This window comes from Nocardioides zeae (genome assembly GCF_010686755.1).
Taxonomy (GTDB): Bacteria; Actinomycetota; Actinomycetes; order Propionibacteriales; family Nocardioidaceae; genus Nocardioides; species Nocardioides zeae.
Genome location: NZ_JAAGXA010000020.1, coordinates 16,863 through 37,510, shown reverse-complemented (window position 1 = coordinate 37,510; position 20,648 = coordinate 16,863). Strand labels below are relative to the sequence as shown.

Here is a 20,648-nt window from a genome sequence, read left to right as displayed (position 1 = left end):
CTCACATCCGGAAGACCGCGAACCCACGGGTCCCGGTCACCTCGTTGTTGTGGCACATCGACAGGGCCATCCCGAGCACGTCACGGGTGTCCCGGGGGTCGATGACGCCGTCGTCGTAGCACTGGCCGCTCATGTAGAGGGCGAGCGACTCGGCCTCGATGCGCTCCTCGAGCGCCGCGCGACGCTCCGCGTCGGCCTCCTCGTCGAAGGGCCGGCCGGCGTTCTCCGCGGCCTGGCGGGCGACGATCGACATGACGCCGGCGAGCTGCTCGGGCCCCATGATCGCCGTCTTCGAGCTCGGCCAGGTGAAGAGCAGACGGGGGTCGTAGGAGCGGCCCGACATGCCGTAGTTGCCGGCGCCGTACGAGGCCGCCAGGTTGATCGTGATGTGCGGGACCTTCGAGTTCGTGACGGCGTTGATCATCTTCGAGCCGTCCTTGATCATGCCGTTCTGCTCGTACTGCGTGCCGACCATGAAGCCCGTCGTGTTCTGCAGGAAGATCAACGGGGTGTCCGTCTGGTTGCAGAGCAGGATGAACTCCGCGCCCTTCTTGGCCTCCTCGTTGAACAGCACGCCGCGCGCGTTGGCGAGGATGCCCACCGGGTAGCCGTGGACCGTCGCCCAGCCGGTGACGAGGGCCGTGCCGTAGAGCGGCTTGTACTCCTCGAAGCGCGAGCCGTCGACGACCCGGGCGATCACCTCGCGCGGGTCGAAGGGCACCTTCAGGTCGACCGAGGCGATGGCGAGCAGGTCCTCGGGGTCGTGCACGGGTGCGTCGACCTCCGCGGCGGCGGGCGTGCCGTGCTTGCGCCAGTTGAGGTGCTCGACGATGTCGCGGCCGATCGCGATGCACTCCTCCTCGTCGGCGGCCAGGTAGTCCGCCAGGCCGGAGGTGCGTGCGTGCATGTCGCCGCCGCCGAGGCTCTCGTCGTCGGCGTCCTCGCCGGTCGCCATCTTGACCAGCGGCGGACCGCCGAGGAATACCTTCGCCTGGTTCTGCACCATCACGGCGTAGTCGCACATGCCCGGCACGTAGGCGCCGCCCGCCGTCGAGTTGCCGAACACGAGCGCGATGGTCGGGACACCGGCCGCCGAGAGCGCGGTCAGCTCGTGGAAGAGCCTGCCCGCGGGCACGAACAGCTCGGCCTGCCGCTGCAGGTCGCCGCCGCCGGACTCGACGAGGCTGATGGTGGGGAGCCGGTTCTCGCGGGCGACCTGCATGGCCCGGAGCACCTTCTTCCACGTGTAGGGGTTCGAGGCGCCGCCCCGCACGGTCGGGTCGTGGGCGACGATCATGCACTCGACGCCGCTCACGACGCCGATGCCCGTCACGCAGCTCGCCCCGACGGGGAACTCGGTCCCCCAGGCGGCGACGTTGCCGAGCTCGAGGAACGGTGCGTCACGGTCGATGAGCAGCTCGATGCGCTCGCGGGCGAGCAGCCGACCACGCTCGCGGTGGCGGGCGACGTACCGCTCCCCGCCTCCCGCGATGGCGAGGTCGAGCTGCCGGTCGAGCTCCGCGATCCGCTCCAGGTTGCCCTCGCGGTTCGCGACGGCGACGTCCGAGCCGAGGTCGAAGGTGGAGGTGAGGACCTTCATCGTTCTCTTCCTTTCCGGGCGGGCTCAGCCCGCCATCGGGTCCGATGCCCGGTGGGCGCTCTCGGCGCGGGCGAGCAGGTCGACGGTGGCGACGATGTCGTCGGTGGAGCAGCCGCGGGAGAGGTCGACCCACGGGCGGTCCAGCCCGAGCACGAACGACCCGAGGGCGGTGGCGCCCCCGACCCGTTCGGCCACCTTGTAGGCGATGTTGGCGGCCTCGAGCGACGGGAAGACCAGCACGTTCGCGGCCCCGGCGACCTGGGACCCGGGCGCCTTGCGGGCGGCCACCCGCGGGTCCACGGCGACGTCGAACTGCACCTCGCCCTCGACGAGCAGGTCGGGTCGCTCCTCCCGCACCCGGCGCGTGGCCTCCTGCACGAGCAGCACCCGCGGGTGGGCCGCACTGCCGGCCGTCGAGAACGAGAGCATGGCGACGCGGGCGCGCTCCGCGAACGTGCGTTCGTGGTGCTCGGCCGCCGTCACCGCGATCTCGGCCAGCTGCGCGGCGTCGGGGTCGGGGACGACGACGCAGTCGGCGTACGTCGTCCAACGGCCCTCGGGGCCCCCGATCGCGAAGCAGGCCGAGACGAGGCGACCGCGCCGCAACCGGCGGATGCCGGCGCGGACCATCTCGGCGCTGGAGGTGAGGCTGCCGCCCACACCGGCGGCCACGATGCCCTCGGCCACCAGCCGGGCGAGGTGGTCGACCGGGCTCGTGCCCGCCGGCGCGGTGACCCGCTCGGCACCGGGCGGTGCGTCGTCGCCGGCGGTCCCGACGAGGACCGGCACGACCCGACCGGCGGCCACGAGGCGGGCCGCTGCCTCCTGGACGCGGGCGTCCTGCGCGTCGGCGAGCCCGATCCGGACGGTCATCCCAGCAGCTCGGTGGGCACCTCGACGGTCATCTGCAGCAGGCCGAGCGACAGCGTCTTCCCCTGCGCGTCGGTGCGCAGCGACGCCGCGCCCCCGCCGTCGAGGGCGTCGTGGAGCAGGAAGTTCAGCGCCTTCAGGTTGGGCAGCTCGTGGCGCTCGACCCCGCCGCGGCAGAGCGCGCGGAAGTGCGCCTCCACCCGCGCGGGGGTCACCTGCTCCCGCAGCACCTCGAAGACGCGCTCGTCGTCGGTCCAGAGCCCGATGTTGGCGTCGGCGCCCTTGTCTCCCGAGCGGGCCGAGGCCACCCGGCCCAGCGGAACGGTCGTCGTGCTCATGCCACGACCTCCTTCACCTGCACGCGGGCCTCGACGGCCGACTTCTCGATCAGGGCCGGCCAGAAGCCGACGATCTCGCTCGCCTTGGGGCGTCCTCCGGCGAAGCCCGTGAGACCCGGGGGGCCGGAGGTGAGCAGCGAGGCCAGCTCGGCGCCGAGCCTGTTGACGGCCGCCTTGTCGGTCGAGCGCACGGAGACGCGCAGCACGACCTCGGAGGGGGCGGTCGCCGGCTCGGGGAGCATGTCCGCGTAGAGCACGTTGGTGCCGACGACCTCGACGAGGCAGTCCTCGGCCGGGAAGACGACGCCCTCCTCGGCGAGGCGGGCGAGCAGGATCTCGGCGGTGAGGCGGGCCTTGGCCGCGGCATCCGGTCCGCCGACCGTCAGCTGGGCGGTCGTGCGCCACCCGTCGAGGGTGCTGATCGACACCTTGTAGGTGTCGGTGGGCGCGCTGCCGCGCACCCCGTGCACCCGCACCCGGTCGGGGCCGTCCTGCTCGAGGCGGATGGAGGTGAAGTCGGCGACGACGTCGGGGGTCAGGTAGCGCTCGGGCTCCCCCAGCTCGTAGAGCAGCTGGGCGGTGACCGTGCCGACGTCGACGAGTCCGCCGGTGCCGGCCTTCTTCGTCACGACGAACGTCCCGTCCGCGGCGACCTCCACGAGGGGGTAGCCGATGCCGGCCAGGTCGGGCACCGACTCCCAGCGGTCGTAGTTGCCGCCCGTGCACTGCGTGCCGCACTCGAGGATGTGTCCGGCGACCGTGCCCGCCGCGAGGAGGTCGTGGTCGTCCTCGGTCCAGCCGAACTCGTGGATGAGCGGCGCCAGCGTGAGCGACGGGTCCGTGACCCGCCCGGTGATGACGACGTCGGCACCGGCGGCGAGCGCCTCGGCGATCGGGAACGCCCCGAGGTAGACGTTCGCGCTCTGCACCCGGTCGAGCTCGTCCGCGAGCGGGGCCCCGGTCGTCATGTTGGTCAGTCCGTGACCGCTCTCGAGGAGGCGCGGCAGGTCCGCCATGACGTCGTCCCCGCCGACGGTGGCGACGACGACGTCGAGCCCCAACCGGCGCACCACGTCGTCGACGGCCGCCGCGCACGCCTCCGGGTTGACCCCGCCGGCGTTGGCGATGACCTTGATCCCGTGCTCCTTGCAGTGGGGCAGGATCCGCTCGAGCTGGGCGACGAAGTCGGTCGCGTAGCCCGCCTGCGGGTTCCGCGAGCGGAGCTTCTGCATGATGCTCATCGTCACCTCGGCGAGGAAGTCCATCGTCAGGTAGTCGATGCCCCCGCCCTGCACCAGCTGCAGCGGACCGCGGGCGGAGTCGCCCCAGAAACCTTGGCCGTTGCCGACCCTCACCACGTTGCGTGTCATCGTCGTTCCTTCTTTAGTGAAAGTGAATTCACTATTACTTGGCGGACGGATCCTGTCAAGGTCCCGTCGTGGCTTTCGTACGGCGCGTGGCTCAGCCCTCGGCGAGCGCGGACTCCCCCAGGAAGGCGCGCAGCACCGACGCGTCGGCGCGCACCTCGGCGCTGGTGCCGCGGAAGGCGACCTGCCCGCGGTTCACCACCGTCACGTCGGAGGCGATGCCGAGACCGGCCTCCGCGTTCTGCTCGACCATCAGCACGCCGATCCCGCTCTCGGCCATGAGCCCGACCTTCTCGACGACGACGTCGACCATGGCGGGGGCGAGACCCATCGACGGCTCGTCGAGCAGCACGAACGCCGGGTCGGACACCAGCGCACGCCCGAAGGCCAGCATCTGCTGCTCCCCGCCGCTCAGCAGCCCGGCTGCCCCCCGGCGCCGCTCGTGGAGCACGGGGAAAATCTCCCAGATCCGCTCCAGCACCTCGCGCGCCCGGCCCGGCGCCGTCGTGTGGCCCCCCAGGCGGAGGTTCTCCTCGACCGTCATCGGCGCGAAGACGCGACGGCCCTCGGGGACGAGCGCGACCCCGGCTCCCACGACCCGGTGGGCCGGGAGGCCCGTGGTGTCGAGGTCGCCGACCCGGACCGATCCCCGGGCCGGTCGCACGACCCCGGCGACGGCGTTGAGCGTGGTGCTCTTGCCCGCGCCGTTGGGCCCGAGGACGAGCGAGACCTGGCCGGGCCGGACCTCGAGGTCGATCCCGGCGACGGCCTCCACGTGCCCGTAGCTCACGTGCAGGTCACTGATCTGCAGCATCGGCCTTCCACCCCTTCCCGAGGTATGCCTCCTGGACCCGTGGGTCGGCGACCACGTCGGCCGGCCGCCCCTCGGTCAGCAGGCGACCCTGCGCCATCGCGAACAGGTGGTCGCAGGTGTCGAGCATCATCTGGACGTCGTGCTCGATGAGCAGCTGCGAGAGCCCCTCCGAGCGCAGCTGCCGCATCAGCGCGGAGATCTCGACCCGCTCGGCGGCGTTCATGCCCGCCGTCGGCTCGTCGAGGAGGAGCAGCCGCGGGTCCATCACGATCGCGCGCGCGATCTCGACCCGGCGCTGCGTGCCGTAGGACAGCTCGGACGGGCGGGCCCGGGCGACGTCGGTCAGGCCGGTGCGCTCGAGCGCCTCGGCCACCGGGCCGGGGAGGCCCCGCAGCGGCGCGCGACGCTCGGCGCGCGACCGGGCGTCGTACCCCAGCTGGACGTTGGCGGCGACCGAGAGGTCGCCCAGGAGCCGCACCGTCTGGAACGTGCGCGCGATCCCCAGTCCCGGGACCCGGCCCGGGCGGACCCGCTCGTAGCGGGTGCCGCCGACCGTGAGCTCGCCGCGGGTGAGGCGGGTCAACCGCGTCAGCGCCGCCACCAGCGTGCTCTTGCCGGACCCGTTCGGGCCGATGATGCCGGAGATCCCGCCCTCGGCGAGCGTCATCGTGATGCCGTCGACGGCCTTCACGCCGCCGTAGTGGACGGCCAGGTCCCGGATCTCGAGGACCGCGGTCCCGGTGCCCGGGACGTCGACAGGGTCCGCCGGTCCGGCAGGGACCGTGCCGTGCCGGGTGCTCGGGCTGCTCATCGGGCTGCCACCTCGTGCTCGGGGGCCACCGTGGCGGCCGGTACGTCGGGCTCGTCCGGCCGCCGCGGGCGCACGGGCGGCCGGAACCGCTCCACGACCCGCCGGCGGGCCGAGCACCACAGGCCGTAGAGGCCGGTGGGGAGGAAGATGGCCGCGAGCACGACGATGAGCCCGTAGACGAACTCCTGCCACTCGCCGACGACCTCGAGGACGCTCGGCAGCCACGTGAAGAGCACCGCGCCGATCACGGCGCCACGCCACGACAGGGCACCGCCCACGATGATCGTGGTGAGCGCGACGACGACGAGGTGGAAGCTGACGTCCTGCAGGCCGACGGCCGAGCGGGTCAGGGTGTTGAGGCAGCCGGCGAGCCCGCCGAGGAAGCCGCTGACGACGAACGCGGTCAGGCGGTAGGCCCGGACGTTCACCCCCATGGAGGCGGCCAGCTCCGGATCCTCCCGGACGGTCGTGATGCGGCGCGCCAGCCGGCCCACCTCGGTGAGGTGCACCAGCACGAGCACGAGCACCACCGTGCCGAACAGCAGGCCCATGGTGAGGTCGGCGAAGACCCCGAAGAGGCCGACGGGTCCGCCCGTCCACTCCCCGCCGTTCAGCGCCACCACGCCGACCGTCAGGTCGAAGGCGATGGTGGCCATCGCCAGGTAGAGCCCGGCGAGCCGGTAGATGACGACGCCGAGCACCAGGCCGACCGCCGCAGCCACCAGGCCGGACACGAGCATCGTGGGGACCGCGCCCATCTCCTCGCGCAGCACGAGGTTGGCGGAGACGTAGGCACCGATGCCGTAGGACCCGACACCGGCGAGCGAGAACACGCCGAGGCGGAGCGGCACCTGGATGCTGAGCGCGAGCAGGATCGCGACGAGGGTGGCCTGGACGAGCACCAGGTTGGAGGCGTAGAAGGCGCTCATACCCGTCGCACCTCCTGGCGGCCGAAGATGCCCTGGGGGCGCAGCAGGAGGACGGCGAAGATGATCCCGAAGGACACCGCCTCGACCCACATGCCGCTGGTCTGCGTCAGCACCCACACCTCGGAGGCGGCGAGCGTGAAGCAGCCGACGACGACGCCGAGCGTGCTGCCGACTCCGCCGAGCACGACGCAGGCGAAGGCCTTGATGAGGAGCGCGTCGCCGCTCTCGGCGGAGATCGCGCCCAGGTTGAGCGTGAGCAGCACCCCCGCCAGGCCGGCCAGGCCCCCGGCGACCGCCATGGTCGCCCACGCGTAGCGGCGTCGGTCGATGCCCATCAGCGCGGCCACCTGGTCGTCGACACCGAGCGACCGGAGCGCGAGCCCGGCGCGGGTACGGCGCAGGTACCACGCCAGCGCGGCGGCCGCCCCGACGGCGCAGACCACCGTGGCGACCTGGACCGAGCTGACGCGGACGCCGCCGATGGTCCAGACGCTGGCCTCGAAGCCCGAGGCCGAGAGACCGAACGCCAGGTTCTTGGTCTGGTGCGAGGCCAGGGCGATGGGCAGCATCGCCACGCCGATCCCCCCGATCAGGATGCGCGTCTCGGCGGCGCGCTCGCTCGAGGCGCGACGTCGCACCTGGTCGAAGACGAGCACCTGCATGAGGAGCGACATGGCGGCGCCGATGAGCACCGCCACGACGGCGAGCACGAGCACGGGCAGCTGCCGCACCTCGAGCAGCTCGTAGCAGCCGTAGGCCGCCGAGACGAAGATCGCCCCGTGGGCGAAGTTCAGGATGCCGATGGTGCCCCACGCGGTGCTCAGGCCGAGCGCGAAGAGCAGGTAGACGGAGCCGAGGCTCGCGATGGCGACGAGTTCCTGCACAGCAGGCGTCCCCTCTCTGGTGACGGTGGTCCGGTCCGTCGGGACCGTGGGCGAGGGCGGGGTCGGGGACCGGACGCGCCGGTCCCCGACCCCGCGGCGCTCCGCGGCCGCGGGGCCGCGGACGCGCTCAGCGCTCGGCGCTGTAGAGGACGTTCTCCTGCGAGCCGTCCCACTCGACGGCCACGCCACCGACGACGAGGCTGTTGTCCTCGAAGGTGTGGTCCGTGCCGAGCGCACCGGTCCAGGGCTCGGCGGCGATGGTGGCCATCGCGTCCTTGAGCTCCTCGCGGCCGGCGCTGTCGGCCTCCTTGAGCGCACGGGCGACGAACCACACGGCGTCGTAGGCCTCGGCGGCGTAGGGGTACGGGTCCTCCCCGTCGTTGGCCTCGCGGTAGAGCTCGACGAACTCCTGCACCGCCGGGTCGTCCGCGCCGGGGGCGAAGTCGACCGGCCAGACCATGCCGGCACCGGCCGCTCCCGCCGGGGCGAGCGTGCCCGCGCCCGCCGACGAGTTGCCGAGGACGGGACCGTCGTAGCCGGCCTGCCGCAGCTGCTGCATCGCGGTGGCGTTCGCCGGGCCGATCTGGAGGATCGAGACCACGTCGGGGTCGCTCGCGAGTACCTGCTCGATCGGCGCGCTGAAGTCCTGCGTCGTCTGCTGCGTCGCGACGGACGCCGTGACCTCCATGCCGAGCTCCTCGGCCATGGCCGGCAGGGCGACCTCGCCGACGTCCTTCAGCGTGGGGATCCACGGGGCGTAGACGACGCCCACCGAGTCCCAGCCCTCCTCCTCGACGTAGGTCGAGAGGACGTCGTAGTACTCGCTCATCGGCGTCGGGAACCGGTAGGTGTAGTCGCCGAGGACGACACCGGGCGAGCCGGCCTGGATGTAGACCGTCGGCATCTTCTGGTTCTCGGCGATCGGCGACTGCGCCACGGCCTCACCGCTGCTCAGCGAACCGAGGACCGCCGACACCTCGGGGTCCGAGACCGCCGCCGTGAAGTCGCTCGCGGCCTTCTGCACGGAGGCCTGGGTGTCCTTGACGTCGATCTCCAGGGTCACGCCCTCGCCGAGGAAGCCGGACTCGTTGATCTCCTCGACGGCCAGCTCGTAGCCCTTCTCGGCCTCCGTGCCCGCGAACGCCGCCGGCCCGGTGAGCGGGGCGCTCACCATCAGCCGCACCGTGTCGGGCAGACCGTCGCCGCCCTGCGGACCCGAGGCCGCCGGGCCCGCCGATCCGCAACCGGCGAGGGCGACGACCGACATCGCCGCCACACCCCCGACCCAGCACCGACGCGTCCTGACGACGCGTCCACCAACCCACCGTTCCATGCCGCTCCTCCATCTGTGTGACGTGGCGCACAGCGTGGCACGAGTGAACCTGGATTCACAAGGATTTCGTGATTTGTCATTCACTAGAGGTGGGTGGACTAGCGCAGTTGCCTCATGCAAGGACGCCAGGGCGGGCGCGCCGTGACCGACCGAGCCGCCCGACGAGGCAGGGAGGTTAACGACCGTTCACTAATGCGGTCGAGCGCGACGCCGCGCGGGACACCCGGTCCCGGGCGGTCAGGCGAGTGTCAGGATCGCGTGCGCCGACTTCGTCAGCATCGCGGTCAGCTCGTCGTCCGGCAGGACGACCTGGTGGAAGAGCACCGCCTGGATGGCTCCGATGGCGACGTTCACCCGCGTGCGGGTGACCGGCTCGCTCGTCTGCTCGAGCTCGGCCAGCACGTGCACCCACTCCTCGAGGTACAGGCGCTGCTTGCGGCGCAGGCGCACCTGGTCCTCGCGCGGGAGGTTGGAGATCTCGTTGTGGTAGATCTGCGCGAGGTGCCGCTTGTGCACGACGAAGCCGACCTGGCCGCGCACCAGCTCGTCGAGGGCCGCCGCCAGGTCGGTGGTGCCCTCCACCGCTGCCCGCCCCTGCTCGAGCAGGTCGTCGATGACGCGCTCGAAGAGCTCGACGAGGATCGCGGCCTTGGAGCCGAAGTGGCGGTAGATGCCCGAGCCGACGATGCCGGCGCGCTCGCCGATCTCGGCCATGGACACGGCGTGGTAGCCGTTGTCGGCGAGGAGGCCGGCAGCTGCCTCGAGGATCTTCTCCCGACGGTCCGGGTCGCGGGTGCGTTGCGCCACCAGACCCACCCCCTCGCTCCGCGGTGCCGACCACTTCCGGACCCGGACCCTAGCAACGCCGTACGGCGCTGCCGGTGCGGACCCGCGACGTCAGGTCCCGTGGTGGCGCACCACGGTGGCCGCGCTGCAGAGCCGGCCGTCGCCGTCCCGCGCCTCGACGCCGACGACGGCGAGGGTGCGGCCGGCGTGCAGCACGCGCGGGACGAGCTCGAGGTCGACCCCGGTCGGTACGCCGCGGACGAGCTGCACCCGCACCGAGGCCGTCGACGGCAGCGTCGGGGCGGCCAGTGCCGCCGCGCGCTCGTGGAAGCAGACGTGCATGCCCCCGTGGAGGTTGCCCAGGGGGTTGGCGAAGCGCGACGACGTCCGCACCGTGAGGCCGCGGGCCCGCTGGGCGACCCCGCCGCCCAGCACGGTGTCGAGGTCGGTGCGGTCGACCGGACCGAGGTCGACGGTGCGCCCCGCGGCGAGCACCGCGGGATCGGGCTCGTGGTCACGGAACCGGCCCCGCAGCACCGCCCGCGCCACGACGTCCCCGCCCACGGTCACCACGCCCTCGGTGACGGCTCCCGTCGCGTCCGCGTGCACGACCCGCGCCCGGCACTCCGCCCACCCGTCGGCGGGCAGCGGGGTGAGCAGGTCCATCGACACCTCGGTGCTCACCGACCAGCCCGCGGCGAGGGTGTTGACCGCGTAGCCGAGCACGTCGTCGACGAGCACCCCGAGCGCGGCGGCCTGGGGGCGGCCGCCCACGCGCGTGCCCGGGCCGAGCGGCATGGTCGCGACGAGCTCGGCTCCCTCCTGCGCGACGGGCGAGACGCCGAAGAGCTGCTCCGGGCCGCTCGTCACGACCGTCAGCGGCCGGGGCGCGACGCCCACGTCAGTAGGACCGGGGCAGACCGAGGGTGTGGGTCGCGACGAAGTTCAGCACCATCTCGCGACTGACGGGGGCGACCTTGAGGAGGCGCGCCGTCCCCCACAGGTGGGCGAGGCCGTACTCCGTGGCGAGGCCGTTGCCGCCGTGGGCCTGGATCGCGGCGTCGAGCGCCTTGAGGGCCGCGTCCGCCGCGGCGTACTTCGCCATGTTCGACGACTCCCCCGCCGGCAGGCCGTTGTCGTGCAGCCACGCGGCCCGCGACGTCATGAGGCGCGCCAGCTCGACGTCGATCGCGGCGGCGGCCAGCGGGTGGGCCACCCCCTGGTGGGCACCGATGGGCGTGCCGCCCCACACCGTGCGCTCGCGCGCGTACGCCGCGGCCTTGCCCAGCGCGTACCGCGCGATGCCCGTCTCGATGGCCGCGCCCGTGATGCGCTCGGGGTTGAGCCCCCGGAAGACGACGTCCATGCCGCGCCCCACCTCGCCGACCCGTCGGTCGTCGCCGACCCGGACGCCGTCGAAGGTGAGCGTGTACTGCTTCTCGGGCGCCCGCACCTCGACGGGGATGAGGGCCCGGTGGAGCCGCTCGTCGTCGGTCGGGACGACGAACAGCGTCATCTCGCCCCGACCCGACGGGCTCGTCCCGGTGCGCGCCACGACGAGGAGGTTGGAGGCCTCGTCGACGCCGGAGATGTAGTACTTGGTGCCCGAGAGCACCCAGTCGTCGCCGTCCCGCACGGCCTTGGTGCTGATCTGGTGGCTGTTGGAGCCCGCGTCGGGCTCCGTGATCGCGAAGACCATCTTGTCGGAGCCGTCGGCCATCGCGGGCAGCCACCGCGCCTTCTGCTCGTCCGTGCCGACGTCCTTCAGCACCTCGCCGGAGATGGCGGCCGAGACGAGGAGCAGGAGCAGCGGGTTGCCCGAGGCCGCTGCCTCCTCCACGACGATGGCGAGCTCCGCGATGCCGGCGCCGCCCCCGCCGTACTCCTCCGGGAGGTTGACGCCGAGGAGCCCCGCCTCGCCGAGGGCGGACCACAGCTCGTGCGTGCGGCCGTCCTCGGCGATGACGCGCCGGAGGTAGTCGTCACCGAAGCCCGCGCACACCTGGGCGACGGTCTTGCGGAGGCTGGCGTGCTCGTAGCTCTCTTCGAAGTTCATGGGTTGTCCTCGGGTCGGGCGGTGGCGACCTGCGCCACGGGGAGATGGGAGAGGGAGAGCGCGCTCAGGCCTGTAGGGCCTGGCGCAGCTTGTACTTCATGACCTTGCCGCCCACGGTCTCCGGCAGGGCGCTCTGGAAGACGATGCGCTTGGGCGTCTCGAACCCGGCCAGGCGCTCCCGGGCGAACGCGATGATCTCCGCCTCCAGGGTCGGCGAGGTCCCGGAGTCGTCCACCGGGACGACCACCGCGGTGACGGCCTCGCCCCACCGCTCGTCGTGGAGACCGACGACGGCCACCTTGGCGACGGCCGGGTGGAGGGCGACCACGGCCTCGACGCGGATCGTCGAGACGTTCTCGCCGCCCGACTTCACCAGGTCCTTGTAGCGGTCGACCATGACGCGCAGGCCCTGGTTGTCGTAGAGACAGCTGTCGCCGGAGTGGAACCAGCCGTCCCGGAACGCCTCGCGGGTGGCGGCCTCGTCCTTGTAGTAGCCCGCCGCGATGACCGGCGACCGGTAGACCGCCTCACCGGCCACCCCCGGGAGCCCGTCGAGCGGCTGGCCCTCGATGTCGACGACGCGCGAGGCGAGCAGCGGGCTGGGCAGCCCGACGTAGTTCTGCTGGGGGGCGGTGGCCTCGTAGACGTCGGGGTGCATGTCCGGCCAGAACCGGTGGCACGCGATCGACTCGGTCTGCCCGAAGATCTCCACCACCTGGAGGTCGGGGGCGTGGTGCCGGAGGCCCTTGAGCACGGTCGGCGGGAGGGCCGCCCAGCCGTAGACCGCGACGGTCAGGCTCGAGAGGTCGCGGGGACGCTCGTCGACCTCCGCGAGCAGGGCCTTGAGCATCGCGGGCGCCCCACCCCACAGGGCGGTGGCCCGCTCGGCCTCGACAGCGGCGGCGATGCTCGCCGGGTCCGGCCTGCGCCCGAGCACGACGGACCCGCCGGCGACCATCGCGGCGAGGGCGAAGACGTAGTGGCCGACGTGGTACATCATCGGCAGGAAGGTCGCGACCTTGACGTCGGACTCGAACCGCAGGCCGCGCGTCAGGCTCAGCGCGAAGCCGTGCGCCGCGAGCGTCACCGTCGTGTGCGACTCCATGACGCCCTTGGGCATCGCCGTCGTCCCCGACGTGAAGAGGATCTCCCAGATGTCGTCACCGTGGACACGGGCGACGGGCTCGTCGGTCGGCTGGTCGGCGACGAGCTCGCTGAACGTCCGGCTGTCGCCGACGCGGCCGCCGCCGACCTCGATCGTCACGTCCGGCGCGTGACCGTCGGGGAAGGCCGGGGCCACCTTGGGCCACAGCTCGGCGTCCGCCACGAGGAGACGCGGCTCGAGGCGCTCGACGAGGTGGGCCACGACGTCAGGGGCCAGGTTGGGGTTGAGCGGTGCCACCACGACACCGACCTTGGCGGCGCCCAGCTTGAAGGCGTAGCCCTCGACGCTGTTCTCGCAGATCATCAGCACGCGGTCGCCGCGCTCGAGCCCGGCGGCCCGCAGGGCGTGACCGACGCGGTTCATGAGCGTGTCGAGCGCCCGGAAGGTCAACCGGGCGAAGGCCGGGTCGCCGTAGGCGCCCTCGGCGCCCACCAGCGCCTCCTTCTCCGGGACGCTCCAGGTCAGGCGCTCCACGATGTCGGCGACGCTCACGCGGTTCCAGCGCTGGTCGGCACGGCGGTCGAACAGGGAGACGACGTCGAACTCGGGGGCGAGCTGGTCCATGGGTCCTCCTCGGGGTGACGGGCGCCACACTAAGCGAATCTCAATTCACTCCGCTAGGCCCTCGGGCATTTTGCTTGCCCGGCAGGCCGTCGTGAGCCACCCTAGTGAATCATGAATCACATCCGAACGGTGGTCGAGGACGGGATCGGCATCCTCGAGCTGGCGCGCCCCGAGGTCGGCAACGCCCTCGACCTGCCCACGGCCCGCGACCTGTCGGCGGCCAGCCGGTCGCTCCTGGCCGACCCCCGCGTGCGCGTCCTGCTCGTGCAGGCTGCGGGCGACCACTTCTGCGTGGGTGGGGACGTCGGCGCCATGGCGGCCCACCCGCCCGCCTGGTGCACGGACGTCGCGAGCGCCGTGCACGAGACCGTCCTGGCCCTCCACGACGCCGATCGCGTGGTGGTCGCGGCGGTGCAGGGGGCCGCGGCCGGCGCCGGGCTCTCGCTCGCGCTCCTCGCCGACCTCGTCGTGGCCACCCCGACCACCAGGTTCGTGCCGGCGTGGGGTCGCATCGGCCTCACCCCCGACGGCGGGGCCAGCTGGCTGCTGCCGCGCGCGGTCGGTGCCCGACGCGCGGCGGCGATGCTCGTCGGGGGCACCGTGCTCGACGGGCCGGACGCCCTCGCCTGGGGCGTGGCCACGGAGCTGGTCGACGGCGACCCGCGGCCGCGGGCCCGCGCGCTCGCGGCCTCCGTCGCGGAGGGCGGCTGGCGGGCCGCCGGCACGACCCGCCGGTTGGCACGCACGGCGTGGGACGTCGGCCTCGCGGACCGCCTCGTCGAGGAGGCTGCCGCGGTCGGGGCCGCCCGCGCCCGGAACGGGCCCCTGCTCGACGCGTGGTCGTCCCGCCGCCGGCAGCGCAGCCGCGACGAGAGCGTGGCGGGGCCGGGCACACCGCTCCGCGCGCCGTTCGCCGGCACCGTGACCGTGCACGTCGCCGTCGGCGACGACGTGGCCGCGGGCGCCACGCTCGCGACGGTCGAGGCGATGAAGCTCGACGCTCCGCTGACATCACCCCACGACGGCACGGTCGCGGCCGTCCTCGTCGGCGACGGCCAGCGGGCGGACGGGGGCTCGGTCGTGCTGGTCGTGCGGTGAGCGGCAGGACCAGGTCGGCGCGCGCCGGACGCACCGCGGCCCGGGCCCGGGGACCATCCCCGACCCGGGCCGCGGCCCGATCGCTCAGGCGGGCTTGACCGCCAGCACCGGGCACGTCGCGTCGAGGAGGATCCGCTGGGCGGTGCTCCCGAGGATGGCCTTGCCCACCGGGCTGCGGTGCCGCAGGCCGACGACGACGAGACGCGCGTCGTACCGCTGCGCGACCTGCACCACGGCGTCGCTCGGGTCGGCGACGCTGCCCTCGTCGACGACGACCTCGCCGCCCGCGTCCCGGAGGGCCTGCACGAGGTCGGGCTCGAGCGCGGCGAGGTCCGCGACCGTGGGCCGCGCACCTCCCCGGGTGGCGTCGACGACGACGAGCCGCTCCGCGTGGTCGGCGGCCTCCCGCAGCGCCGCGGCGAGCGCGGCGCGTCCGGGGTCGGAGTCGGCGTGGGCGAGGACGACGGTCATGGGTGCCTCCTGGGTCGGGTCGGGCGGGGGTACGGCGCGGTGGCTGCGGGGCCGGGCGTCACTGGAGGAGCCCCGTCGGGAGGTCGACGGGCAGGAGCGACGGCAGGGCCAGCAGCACGACGCCGAGGATGATCGGGTAGAGGATGCTGGTGCGCACGCTGGCCCGGGCGACGTACAGGAGGAAGCCCGGCACGAAGAGCAGCACGGCCGCGAGGTAGCCCACCACGACGACGAGGCCGAGGAAGACGCCCATCAGCACGAACGTGCGCACCGCGGTGGTGACGTCGGGTGTCCACCGTGGACCCCGTCGGCCCCCGGAGCGAGCCCGGAGCTCCTGCACGAGGAGCACGAGCCCCAGCACGAGCCCGCCCGTCGCGACGAGCCGCGGCATGAGGCGCGCCTCCTCGGAGAACGATCCGCTGACGAGCCAGGCGCCGGCGAAGAGCCCGACCACGACCGCCGCCACGGACAGCGACCACACCGAGTTCGCCAGGGAGCCCTCGAGCTCGTCGCCGCCCTCGAGGACCTCCTCCGAGCGGTGCCCCTCGTCGAGGGTCGCCCGGCGCTTGCGCCACGCCTTGAAGAGCGCCCACAGGACGGGCACGACGAGGACGGCGAGGAACACGACCACGCCGGGGCGCAGCATCCAGCCGGCGCCGTCGTAGAGGTTCGCGGTCAGGTAGTAGTAGCGCTCCATCGGGATCGCCAGCACGAATCCGATGAGGAACGGCGCGCGCGGGAAGTCCGTGGCCTTGAGCAGCCAGCCCGCGACACCCAGCGCGACCATGATCCACAGGTCGCCGAGCTGGCCGCTGTCCTGGAAGGCGCCGAGCAGCATGACGACGAGCAGGCCGGGGCCGAGGACCGCGAAGGGCACCTTCGTGAGCTTCGCGAGCGAGGGCGTCGCGAGGAAGCAGAGGAACGCGCCGACGATGCTCGCGATCGCGAAGGACCAGATGATGAGGTACATCAGGTCGAGGTGCTCGCTGACGATCGCGGGGCCGGGCTGGATGCCGTAGGTGAGCAGCATCCCGAGCAGCATCGCGGAGGGCACGCCCCCGGGGATGCCGAAGAGCAGGGTGGGGATGAGGTCGCCGGCCTCCACCGAGTTGTTCGCGCTCTCGGGGCCGACGATGCCGCGCGGGTCGCCCTTGCCGAACTTGCGCTTGTCCTTCGCGGTGGCCACCGCCTGGCCGTAGGCCAGCCAGGTGCCCGCCGTGGCGCCGACGCCGGGCAGCACGCCCGCCCAGATGCCGATGAGCGAGCCGCGGATGACCTGCGACCAGTGCGTCAGCCACTCCCTGATGCCGGAGAACCAGCCACCGGTGAGCTGGACGGAGTCCTCGGTCACGCGCCGCTGGGAGACCCGGCCCGCGATCTCGGCCAGGCCGAAGATGCCGAGGGCGACGGCGACGAGCGACAGGCCGTCGCCGAGGAAGAGGCTGCCGAAGGTGAAGCGCTCCTCCGCCGTCGTCGGCGAGGTGCCGACGAGGCCGAGCAGCAGCCCCAGGAAGCCGGCGACGAGGCCCTTGACGACGTTGCCCCGCGAGAGCACGGCTGCCAGGGACACGCCCAGGATGGTCAGCATGAAGAGCTCGGGGCTGGCGAAGGACAGCACCAGGGGCCGCGCCAGCGGGATCGCGAGCGTGAGGCCGAGGGCGCCGATGATGCCGCCCGCCATCGAGGAGAGGAAGGCGAGCGACAGGGCCCGCTTGGCCTCGCCGTTGCGAGCCATCGAGTAGCCGTCGAGCATCGTCACGCTCGCCGACGCCGAGCCGGGGGCACCGAGCAGCACCGCGGCGACGGTGTCCGAGGTGTGCACGACGGCGAGGGCGCCGATGAGCATGGCGAGCGCGGGGGCGGGGTCCATGCCGAACGTGAGCGGGAGCAGGATCGCCACGGCGCCGGTGCCGCCGAGTCCCGGGATGAGCCCGATGACGAGGCCGGCGAGGACGCCGACGGCGAGCATGACGAGGAGCGAGGGGTCGGTCAGCGACCCGAGGGCGGTGAGAGCGGAGTCGAGCATGGCCGGCCTCAGTCGATCGTGATGTCGTAGGTGGACGAGAGGAGCTCGCGCACGTAGTCGCGCACCTCGTCGTCGACGGCGTAGGCCTCGTCGATGCGCTGCTCGAGGTCGTCCCCGGCATCGATCGGGTAGCCGCCGAGGACCTCGGCGGCGGCCTCCCGGAACTCCGGGTCGGCACCCATCGCGGCGGACGTCTCCCGCAGCAGGTCGACGGCCTCCTCGGGCGTGCCGGGCGGGACCCACAGGGCCTTCTGGTAGGTGTACGTGAGGCCGAGCAGCGCCTCGTAGGCCGCCAGCTTCTCGGGGTCGGGCTGCTCGCCGTACACCTCCTCGTAGACCTCGACGACCGTCGGGACGTCCTCGAAGTTCGGGTCGCGCACGACCCGGCCGTCCGCGTCGAGCTGACCGAGGGAGAACAGCGCGACGGCGCTGCCGTCCTCGATGAGCGGCGCGACCGCGGAGCCGTACGACGAGGTCGTCTGGTAGTCGACGTCGATCTCGCCGCGCTGGAGGGCGAGGTTGACCGGGCCGCGGCCCTCGAAGCCGAACACCGCGTCGAGGTCGAGGTCGAGGAGGTCGAAGGCGACGAGCGTCGTGAGGTCGAGACCGGTCGCGGCGATGCCGCCGAAGGTGAGCTCGTCACCCGCTGCGATGACGTCCTCGATGGACGCGACGCCCGCGGCGGTGCGGGCGTAGACGACCGCACCGGTGCCGTTGGCGAGGATCGGCACGAGCTCGGTGAAGTCGTACTTCACCGCGGGCAGCTCGAGGAGGTACGGCACGACGCTCGTCGCGGTGCTCACCAGGATCTCGGTGCCGTCGGGACGCGCGGAGGACACGAAGTGGTTGGTGCCCGCGATGCCCTCGCCGCCCTCGTCGTTGACGGGCGCGAAGCCCGGCTCGCCGGGGAGCGTGTGGCTCAGCTCGGTGCCGACGTAGCGGGCCCAGGTGTCGGTGCCGCCTCCCTCGGCGAGCGGGATGAGGAGCTCGAGGGTCTCCCCGTCGTAGTCCCCGTCCGCCGTGGACGCGGGCGGGTTGAGGAGGTCGCCGCCGACCACGGAGCCCACCACCGCGAGCACGGCGAAGGCCGCCATCACCTTCGCGGCGGTGCTGCGCCGCGGCGGGGGCGGGTCGTCGGGGGGCGGCGACGCAGCCGCGCTGCTGACGTCGGGATCGGGTCCGGGCATGGTGCTGTCCTCCAGGTGCTGGTGTGAGGGGTATCACGTCGGGGCCCGCCACGGGGCCGTGGCTCCTCGCCGGATCGGCGGAGCGGGGCCCGTGGGGGCCGGGGTGCTACGCAGCCGTGTCGGGGCTGGAGAGCTGGGGCAGGTGCACCACACCGGTGGAGAGCCGTCGGTAGGTGCGGACGACGCCGACGACGGGGGCGCCGCCGTGCACGTCGTAGAAGGTGGTCACGACGCCGGCGGGCGTCTCGATCCGGAGCGAGGAGAGGTCCTCCCCCGGGCGGCCGAGCACCTGCTGCACGACCGTGCCGGCTGCGCGGGCCGCGAACGTGAGGGCCACGCTCCCGGTGATCGGCGCCGCCGGGTGGACCTGGCCCATCGAGAGCATCCGGAGCCGCACGTCCGCATCGGGGGCGTCGGTCGCGCTCACGAGCGCCAGCTTGGGCACGGCGCGGGCGGCGTCGGCCGGGGTCGCGGCGAGCCCCATCCGCACGGCCCCCGCCCGACGCACGGCGTCGAGACGGGCCAGCAGGGTCGGATCGGCGTCGATGGCGGCCGGGGGCTCGTCGCCGCGGAGCCCGACGGACGTCGCGAGCACCGCCACCACGGGCGCCCCCGCGTCCACCAGGGTGACGGTGGCGGTCAGGCCGTCCACCTCGACGGTCTCGGCCGCCCGACCGCTGGGCAGCAGCGCGCCGGTGGTCCGCCCCACGGGGTCGACGAAGCCCATCCGCACCGGGGCGCCGAGGAACGGGACGCCCGGGATCGCCGTGCTCCCCTCCTCGTCCAGGACGCCGTCGGGCGTGGCCAGGAACTGCAGGATCAGCTGTCCGGTGTTGGTGTTGTGGACCCGGACGACCGTCTCGTCGCCGGTGGGTCGCACCCAGCCCTCACGGACGGCGTACGCCGCGACGACGGCCGAGCAGTTGCCGCAGTTGCTGCCCCAGTCGACCTTCGCCTCGTCGATCCCGACCTGGGCGAACGTGTAGTCCACGTCGGCGTCCTCGCGCTCGGAGGGCGCCAGGATGACGGCCTTGCTCGTCGTCGACGTGCCGCCGCCGACCCCGTCCACCTGGCGGTGGTCGGGGCTTCCGAACGCGCGGAGCAGCACCTCGTCGACGGAGAGGTCGGGCAGCCGCAGGTCCGCGTCGCGGAAGACCCAGCACTTGCTGGTGCCCCCGCGCATCCACACCGCGTCGATCTCGTGCATCCGTTCCCTCACCGTCCGTCGTCGTGCCTGACGGGGCTCAGGTTGTGACGGCGGACATATGAAGCACAATCACGAGTTCGTACATCTGCCTGAAGCATTGCTACAGGCTGAACGGCGCTTCAGCGAGCCTCCGGGTCGCGTCGAATGCCTGAAGTGCTGGTTCAGACTGCTTTACACCCATGAAGCAGTGCTGTATGCAGGTCGGGTGTACGACGTGAAAAGACTGCAGGTGCTGGCCGCCGTCGTGGAGAACGGCTCGGTGACCCGGGCAGCGGCCGCCCTGAGCTACACGCCCTCGGCGGTGTCGCAGCAGATCCTGCGGCTCGAGCGCGAGGTCGGCCAGCCGCTGCTGGAGCGCCACCCCCGGGGCGTGCAGCCCACCGAGGCCGGTCACGTGCTCGTCGGGCACGCGCGCAAGGTGCTCCGCCAGCTGGCGGCGGCCGAGTCCGACCTCGCCGAGATCGCCGGCCTGCGTCGCGGCCGCCTGGACCTCGGCACGTTCCCGACCATGGGAGCGTCGTTCCTCCCCCTGGCCGTGCGCCAGTTCCGGAGCGACTACCCGGCGATCGAGCTCACCATCCACAGCGACCGCGAGGACGGGCTCGTGCAGAAGCTCGAGGAGGGCCGGATCGGCCTCTCGCTGCTCTGGGACTACGAGTGGGAGCGCATGGACGCCGAGCGGCTCTCCCTGACGGCGCTCTTCTCCGACCCCACCGTGCTGCTGGTGGCGACGGACCACCCCCTCGCCCAGCGGCGCCGGGTCGCCATGACGGACCTCGCCGAGGAGCAGTGGGTCATCCGCGCCGGAGGGCACCCGGTCGTCGAGGTGCTCGAGCGGAGCGCGCTCGCCGCCGGGTTCACCCCCCGGATCTCGTTCCAGGCGAACGACTACCAAGAGGCGCAGGCCATGGTGAGCGTGGGCCTCGGCATCGCCCTCGCCCCCCGCACCGCCGTGCTCAACAAGCACCCGGGCGTGGAGGTCGTCTCCCTCGGCAGCAGCGCCCCGCCGCGACGCATCCTCGTCGCGCACCGGCCCGACCGGGTGCGCACCGCGGCCGAGATCGCCTTCGCCGAGGTCCTCGTGGAGACGGCGCGCGACTACGAGGCGGAGGTCTCCGGAGGGCGGTCGTGATCCCTGGGGA

General features: G+C 73.0%; 19 protein-coding genes. 2 read left to right on the top strand and 17 right to left on the bottom strand.

From position 1 onward, the window contains the following. Nucleotide 1 precedes the first annotated feature (1 nt). The 13 genes from G3T38_RS19535 to G3T38_RS19475 form a co-directional block, all read right to left on the bottom strand. A complete protein-coding gene (locus G3T38_RS19535; RefSeq protein ID WP_163774329.1) occupies nt 2-1,600 on the bottom strand; it encodes an acyl-CoA carboxylase subunit beta in 1,599 nt (532 codons plus the stop codon). 24 nt (nt 1,601-1,624) lie between these two features. Beyond that, nucleotides 1,625-2,473, bottom strand: a complete 849-nt coding sequence (locus G3T38_RS19530) for a phosphate acyltransferase (RefSeq protein WP_163774327.1) — start codon at nt 2,471-2,473, stop codon at nt 1,625-1,627. Further along, nucleotides 2,470-2,808, bottom strand: a complete 339-nt coding sequence (locus G3T38_RS19525) for an AtuA-related protein (protein WP_163774326.1) — start codon at nt 2,806-2,808, stop codon at nt 2,470-2,472. Before G3T38_RS19525 ends, G3T38_RS19530 begins: the two co-directional genes overlap by 4 nt. After that, complete coding sequence (locus G3T38_RS19520) at nt 2,805-4,178, bottom strand: acyclic terpene utilization AtuA family protein (protein WP_163774324.1); 1,374 nt, start codon at nt 4,176-4,178, stop codon at nt 2,805-2,807. Before G3T38_RS19520 ends, G3T38_RS19525 begins: the two co-directional genes overlap by 4 nt. Nucleotides 4,179-4,269: 91 nt before the next feature. Beyond that, nucleotides 4,270-4,989 (bottom strand): ABC transporter ATP-binding protein, encoded by a 720-nt coding sequence (locus G3T38_RS19515; protein WP_163774322.1) that lies wholly within the window; start codon nt 4,987-4,989, stop codon nt 4,270-4,272. Continuing rightward, nucleotides 4,973-5,800, bottom strand: coding sequence for an ABC transporter ATP-binding protein (locus tag G3T38_RS19510; protein ID WP_163774321.1), 828 nt, complete (start codon nt 5,798-5,800; stop codon nt 4,973-4,975). Before G3T38_RS19510 ends, G3T38_RS19515 begins: the two co-directional genes overlap by 17 nt. Beyond that, complete coding sequence (locus G3T38_RS19505; protein WP_163774320.1) at nt 5,797-6,729, bottom strand: branched-chain amino acid ABC transporter permease; 933 nt, start codon at nt 6,727-6,729, stop codon at nt 5,797-5,799. The genes G3T38_RS19510 and G3T38_RS19505 overlap by 4 nt, the downstream gene beginning before the upstream one ends. Next, a complete protein-coding gene (locus G3T38_RS19500; protein ID WP_163774319.1) occupies nt 6,726-7,613 on the bottom strand; it encodes an ABC transporter permease subunit in 888 nt (295 codons plus the stop codon). The genes G3T38_RS19505 and G3T38_RS19500 overlap by 4 nt, the downstream gene beginning before the upstream one ends. Before the next feature lie 127 nt (nt 7,614-7,740). Further along, nucleotides 7,741-8,880 (bottom strand): ABC transporter substrate-binding protein, encoded by a 1,140-nt coding sequence (locus G3T38_RS19495; protein ID WP_163774318.1) that lies wholly within the window; start codon nt 8,878-8,880, stop codon nt 7,741-7,743. A 303-nt stretch (nt 8,881-9,183) separates the two neighbouring features. Continuing rightward, on the bottom strand, nt 9,184-9,753 hold the full coding sequence (locus G3T38_RS19490; RefSeq protein ID WP_163774317.1) for a TetR/AcrR family transcriptional regulator: 570 nt from the start codon (nt 9,751-9,753) through the stop codon (nt 9,184-9,186). 90 nt (nt 9,754-9,843) lie between these two features. Continuing rightward, entirely contained in the window at nt 9,844-10,632 is a 789-nt protein-coding gene (locus G3T38_RS22390) for a PaaI family thioesterase (RefSeq protein WP_163774301.1), read from the bottom strand. A 1-nt stretch (nt 10,633) separates the two neighbouring features. Continuing rightward, complete coding sequence (locus G3T38_RS19480) at nt 10,634-11,788, bottom strand: acyl-CoA dehydrogenase family protein (RefSeq protein ID WP_163774299.1); 1,155 nt, start codon at nt 11,786-11,788, stop codon at nt 10,634-10,636. A 64-nt stretch (nt 11,789-11,852) separates the two neighbouring features. Further along, nucleotides 11,853-13,517 (bottom strand): AMP-binding protein, encoded by a 1,665-nt coding sequence (locus G3T38_RS19475; RefSeq protein ID WP_163774297.1) that lies wholly within the window; start codon nt 13,515-13,517, stop codon nt 11,853-11,855. Between the two features lie 111 nt (nt 13,518-13,628). Here G3T38_RS19475 and G3T38_RS19470 point away from each other — a divergent pair, with 111 nt between their 5' ends. Continuing rightward, entirely contained in the window at nt 13,629-14,615 is a 987-nt protein-coding gene (locus tag G3T38_RS19470) for an enoyl-CoA hydratase-related protein (protein WP_163774295.1), read from the top strand. A gap of 84 nt (nt 14,616-14,699) precedes the next feature. On the opposite strand, the gene G3T38_RS19465 is transcribed toward G3T38_RS19470, so the two are convergent. From G3T38_RS19465 to G3T38_RS19450, 4 genes are all read right to left on the bottom strand, one after another. After that, entirely contained in the window at nt 14,700-15,086 is a 387-nt protein-coding gene (locus tag G3T38_RS19465; protein WP_163774293.1) for a universal stress protein, read from the bottom strand. Nucleotides 15,087-15,144: 58 nt separating this feature from the next. Further along, complete coding sequence (locus G3T38_RS19460) at nt 15,145-17,112, bottom strand: tripartite tricarboxylate transporter permease (RefSeq protein WP_163774290.1); 1,968 nt, start codon at nt 17,110-17,112, stop codon at nt 15,145-15,147. Between the two features lie 8 nt (nt 17,113-17,120). Beyond that, nucleotides 17,121-18,299: a Bug family tripartite tricarboxylate transporter substrate binding protein gene (locus tag G3T38_RS19455; RefSeq protein ID WP_194247593.1), complete on the bottom strand. Its 1,179-nt coding sequence runs from the start codon at nt 18,297-18,299 to the stop codon at nt 17,121-17,123. A gap of 106 nt (nt 18,300-18,405) precedes the next feature. Continuing rightward, complete coding sequence (locus G3T38_RS19450) at nt 18,406-19,506, bottom strand: PrpF domain-containing protein (protein ID WP_163774289.1); 1,101 nt, start codon at nt 19,504-19,506, stop codon at nt 18,406-18,408. A 187-nt stretch (nt 19,507-19,693) separates the two neighbouring features. Here G3T38_RS19450 and G3T38_RS19445 point away from each other — a divergent pair, with 187 nt between their 5' ends. Then, nucleotides 19,694-20,638: a LysR family transcriptional regulator gene (locus tag G3T38_RS19445; protein ID WP_338037776.1), complete on the top strand. Its 945-nt coding sequence runs from the start codon at nt 19,694-19,696 to the stop codon at nt 20,636-20,638. Nucleotides 20,639-20,648 lie beyond the last annotated feature (10 nt).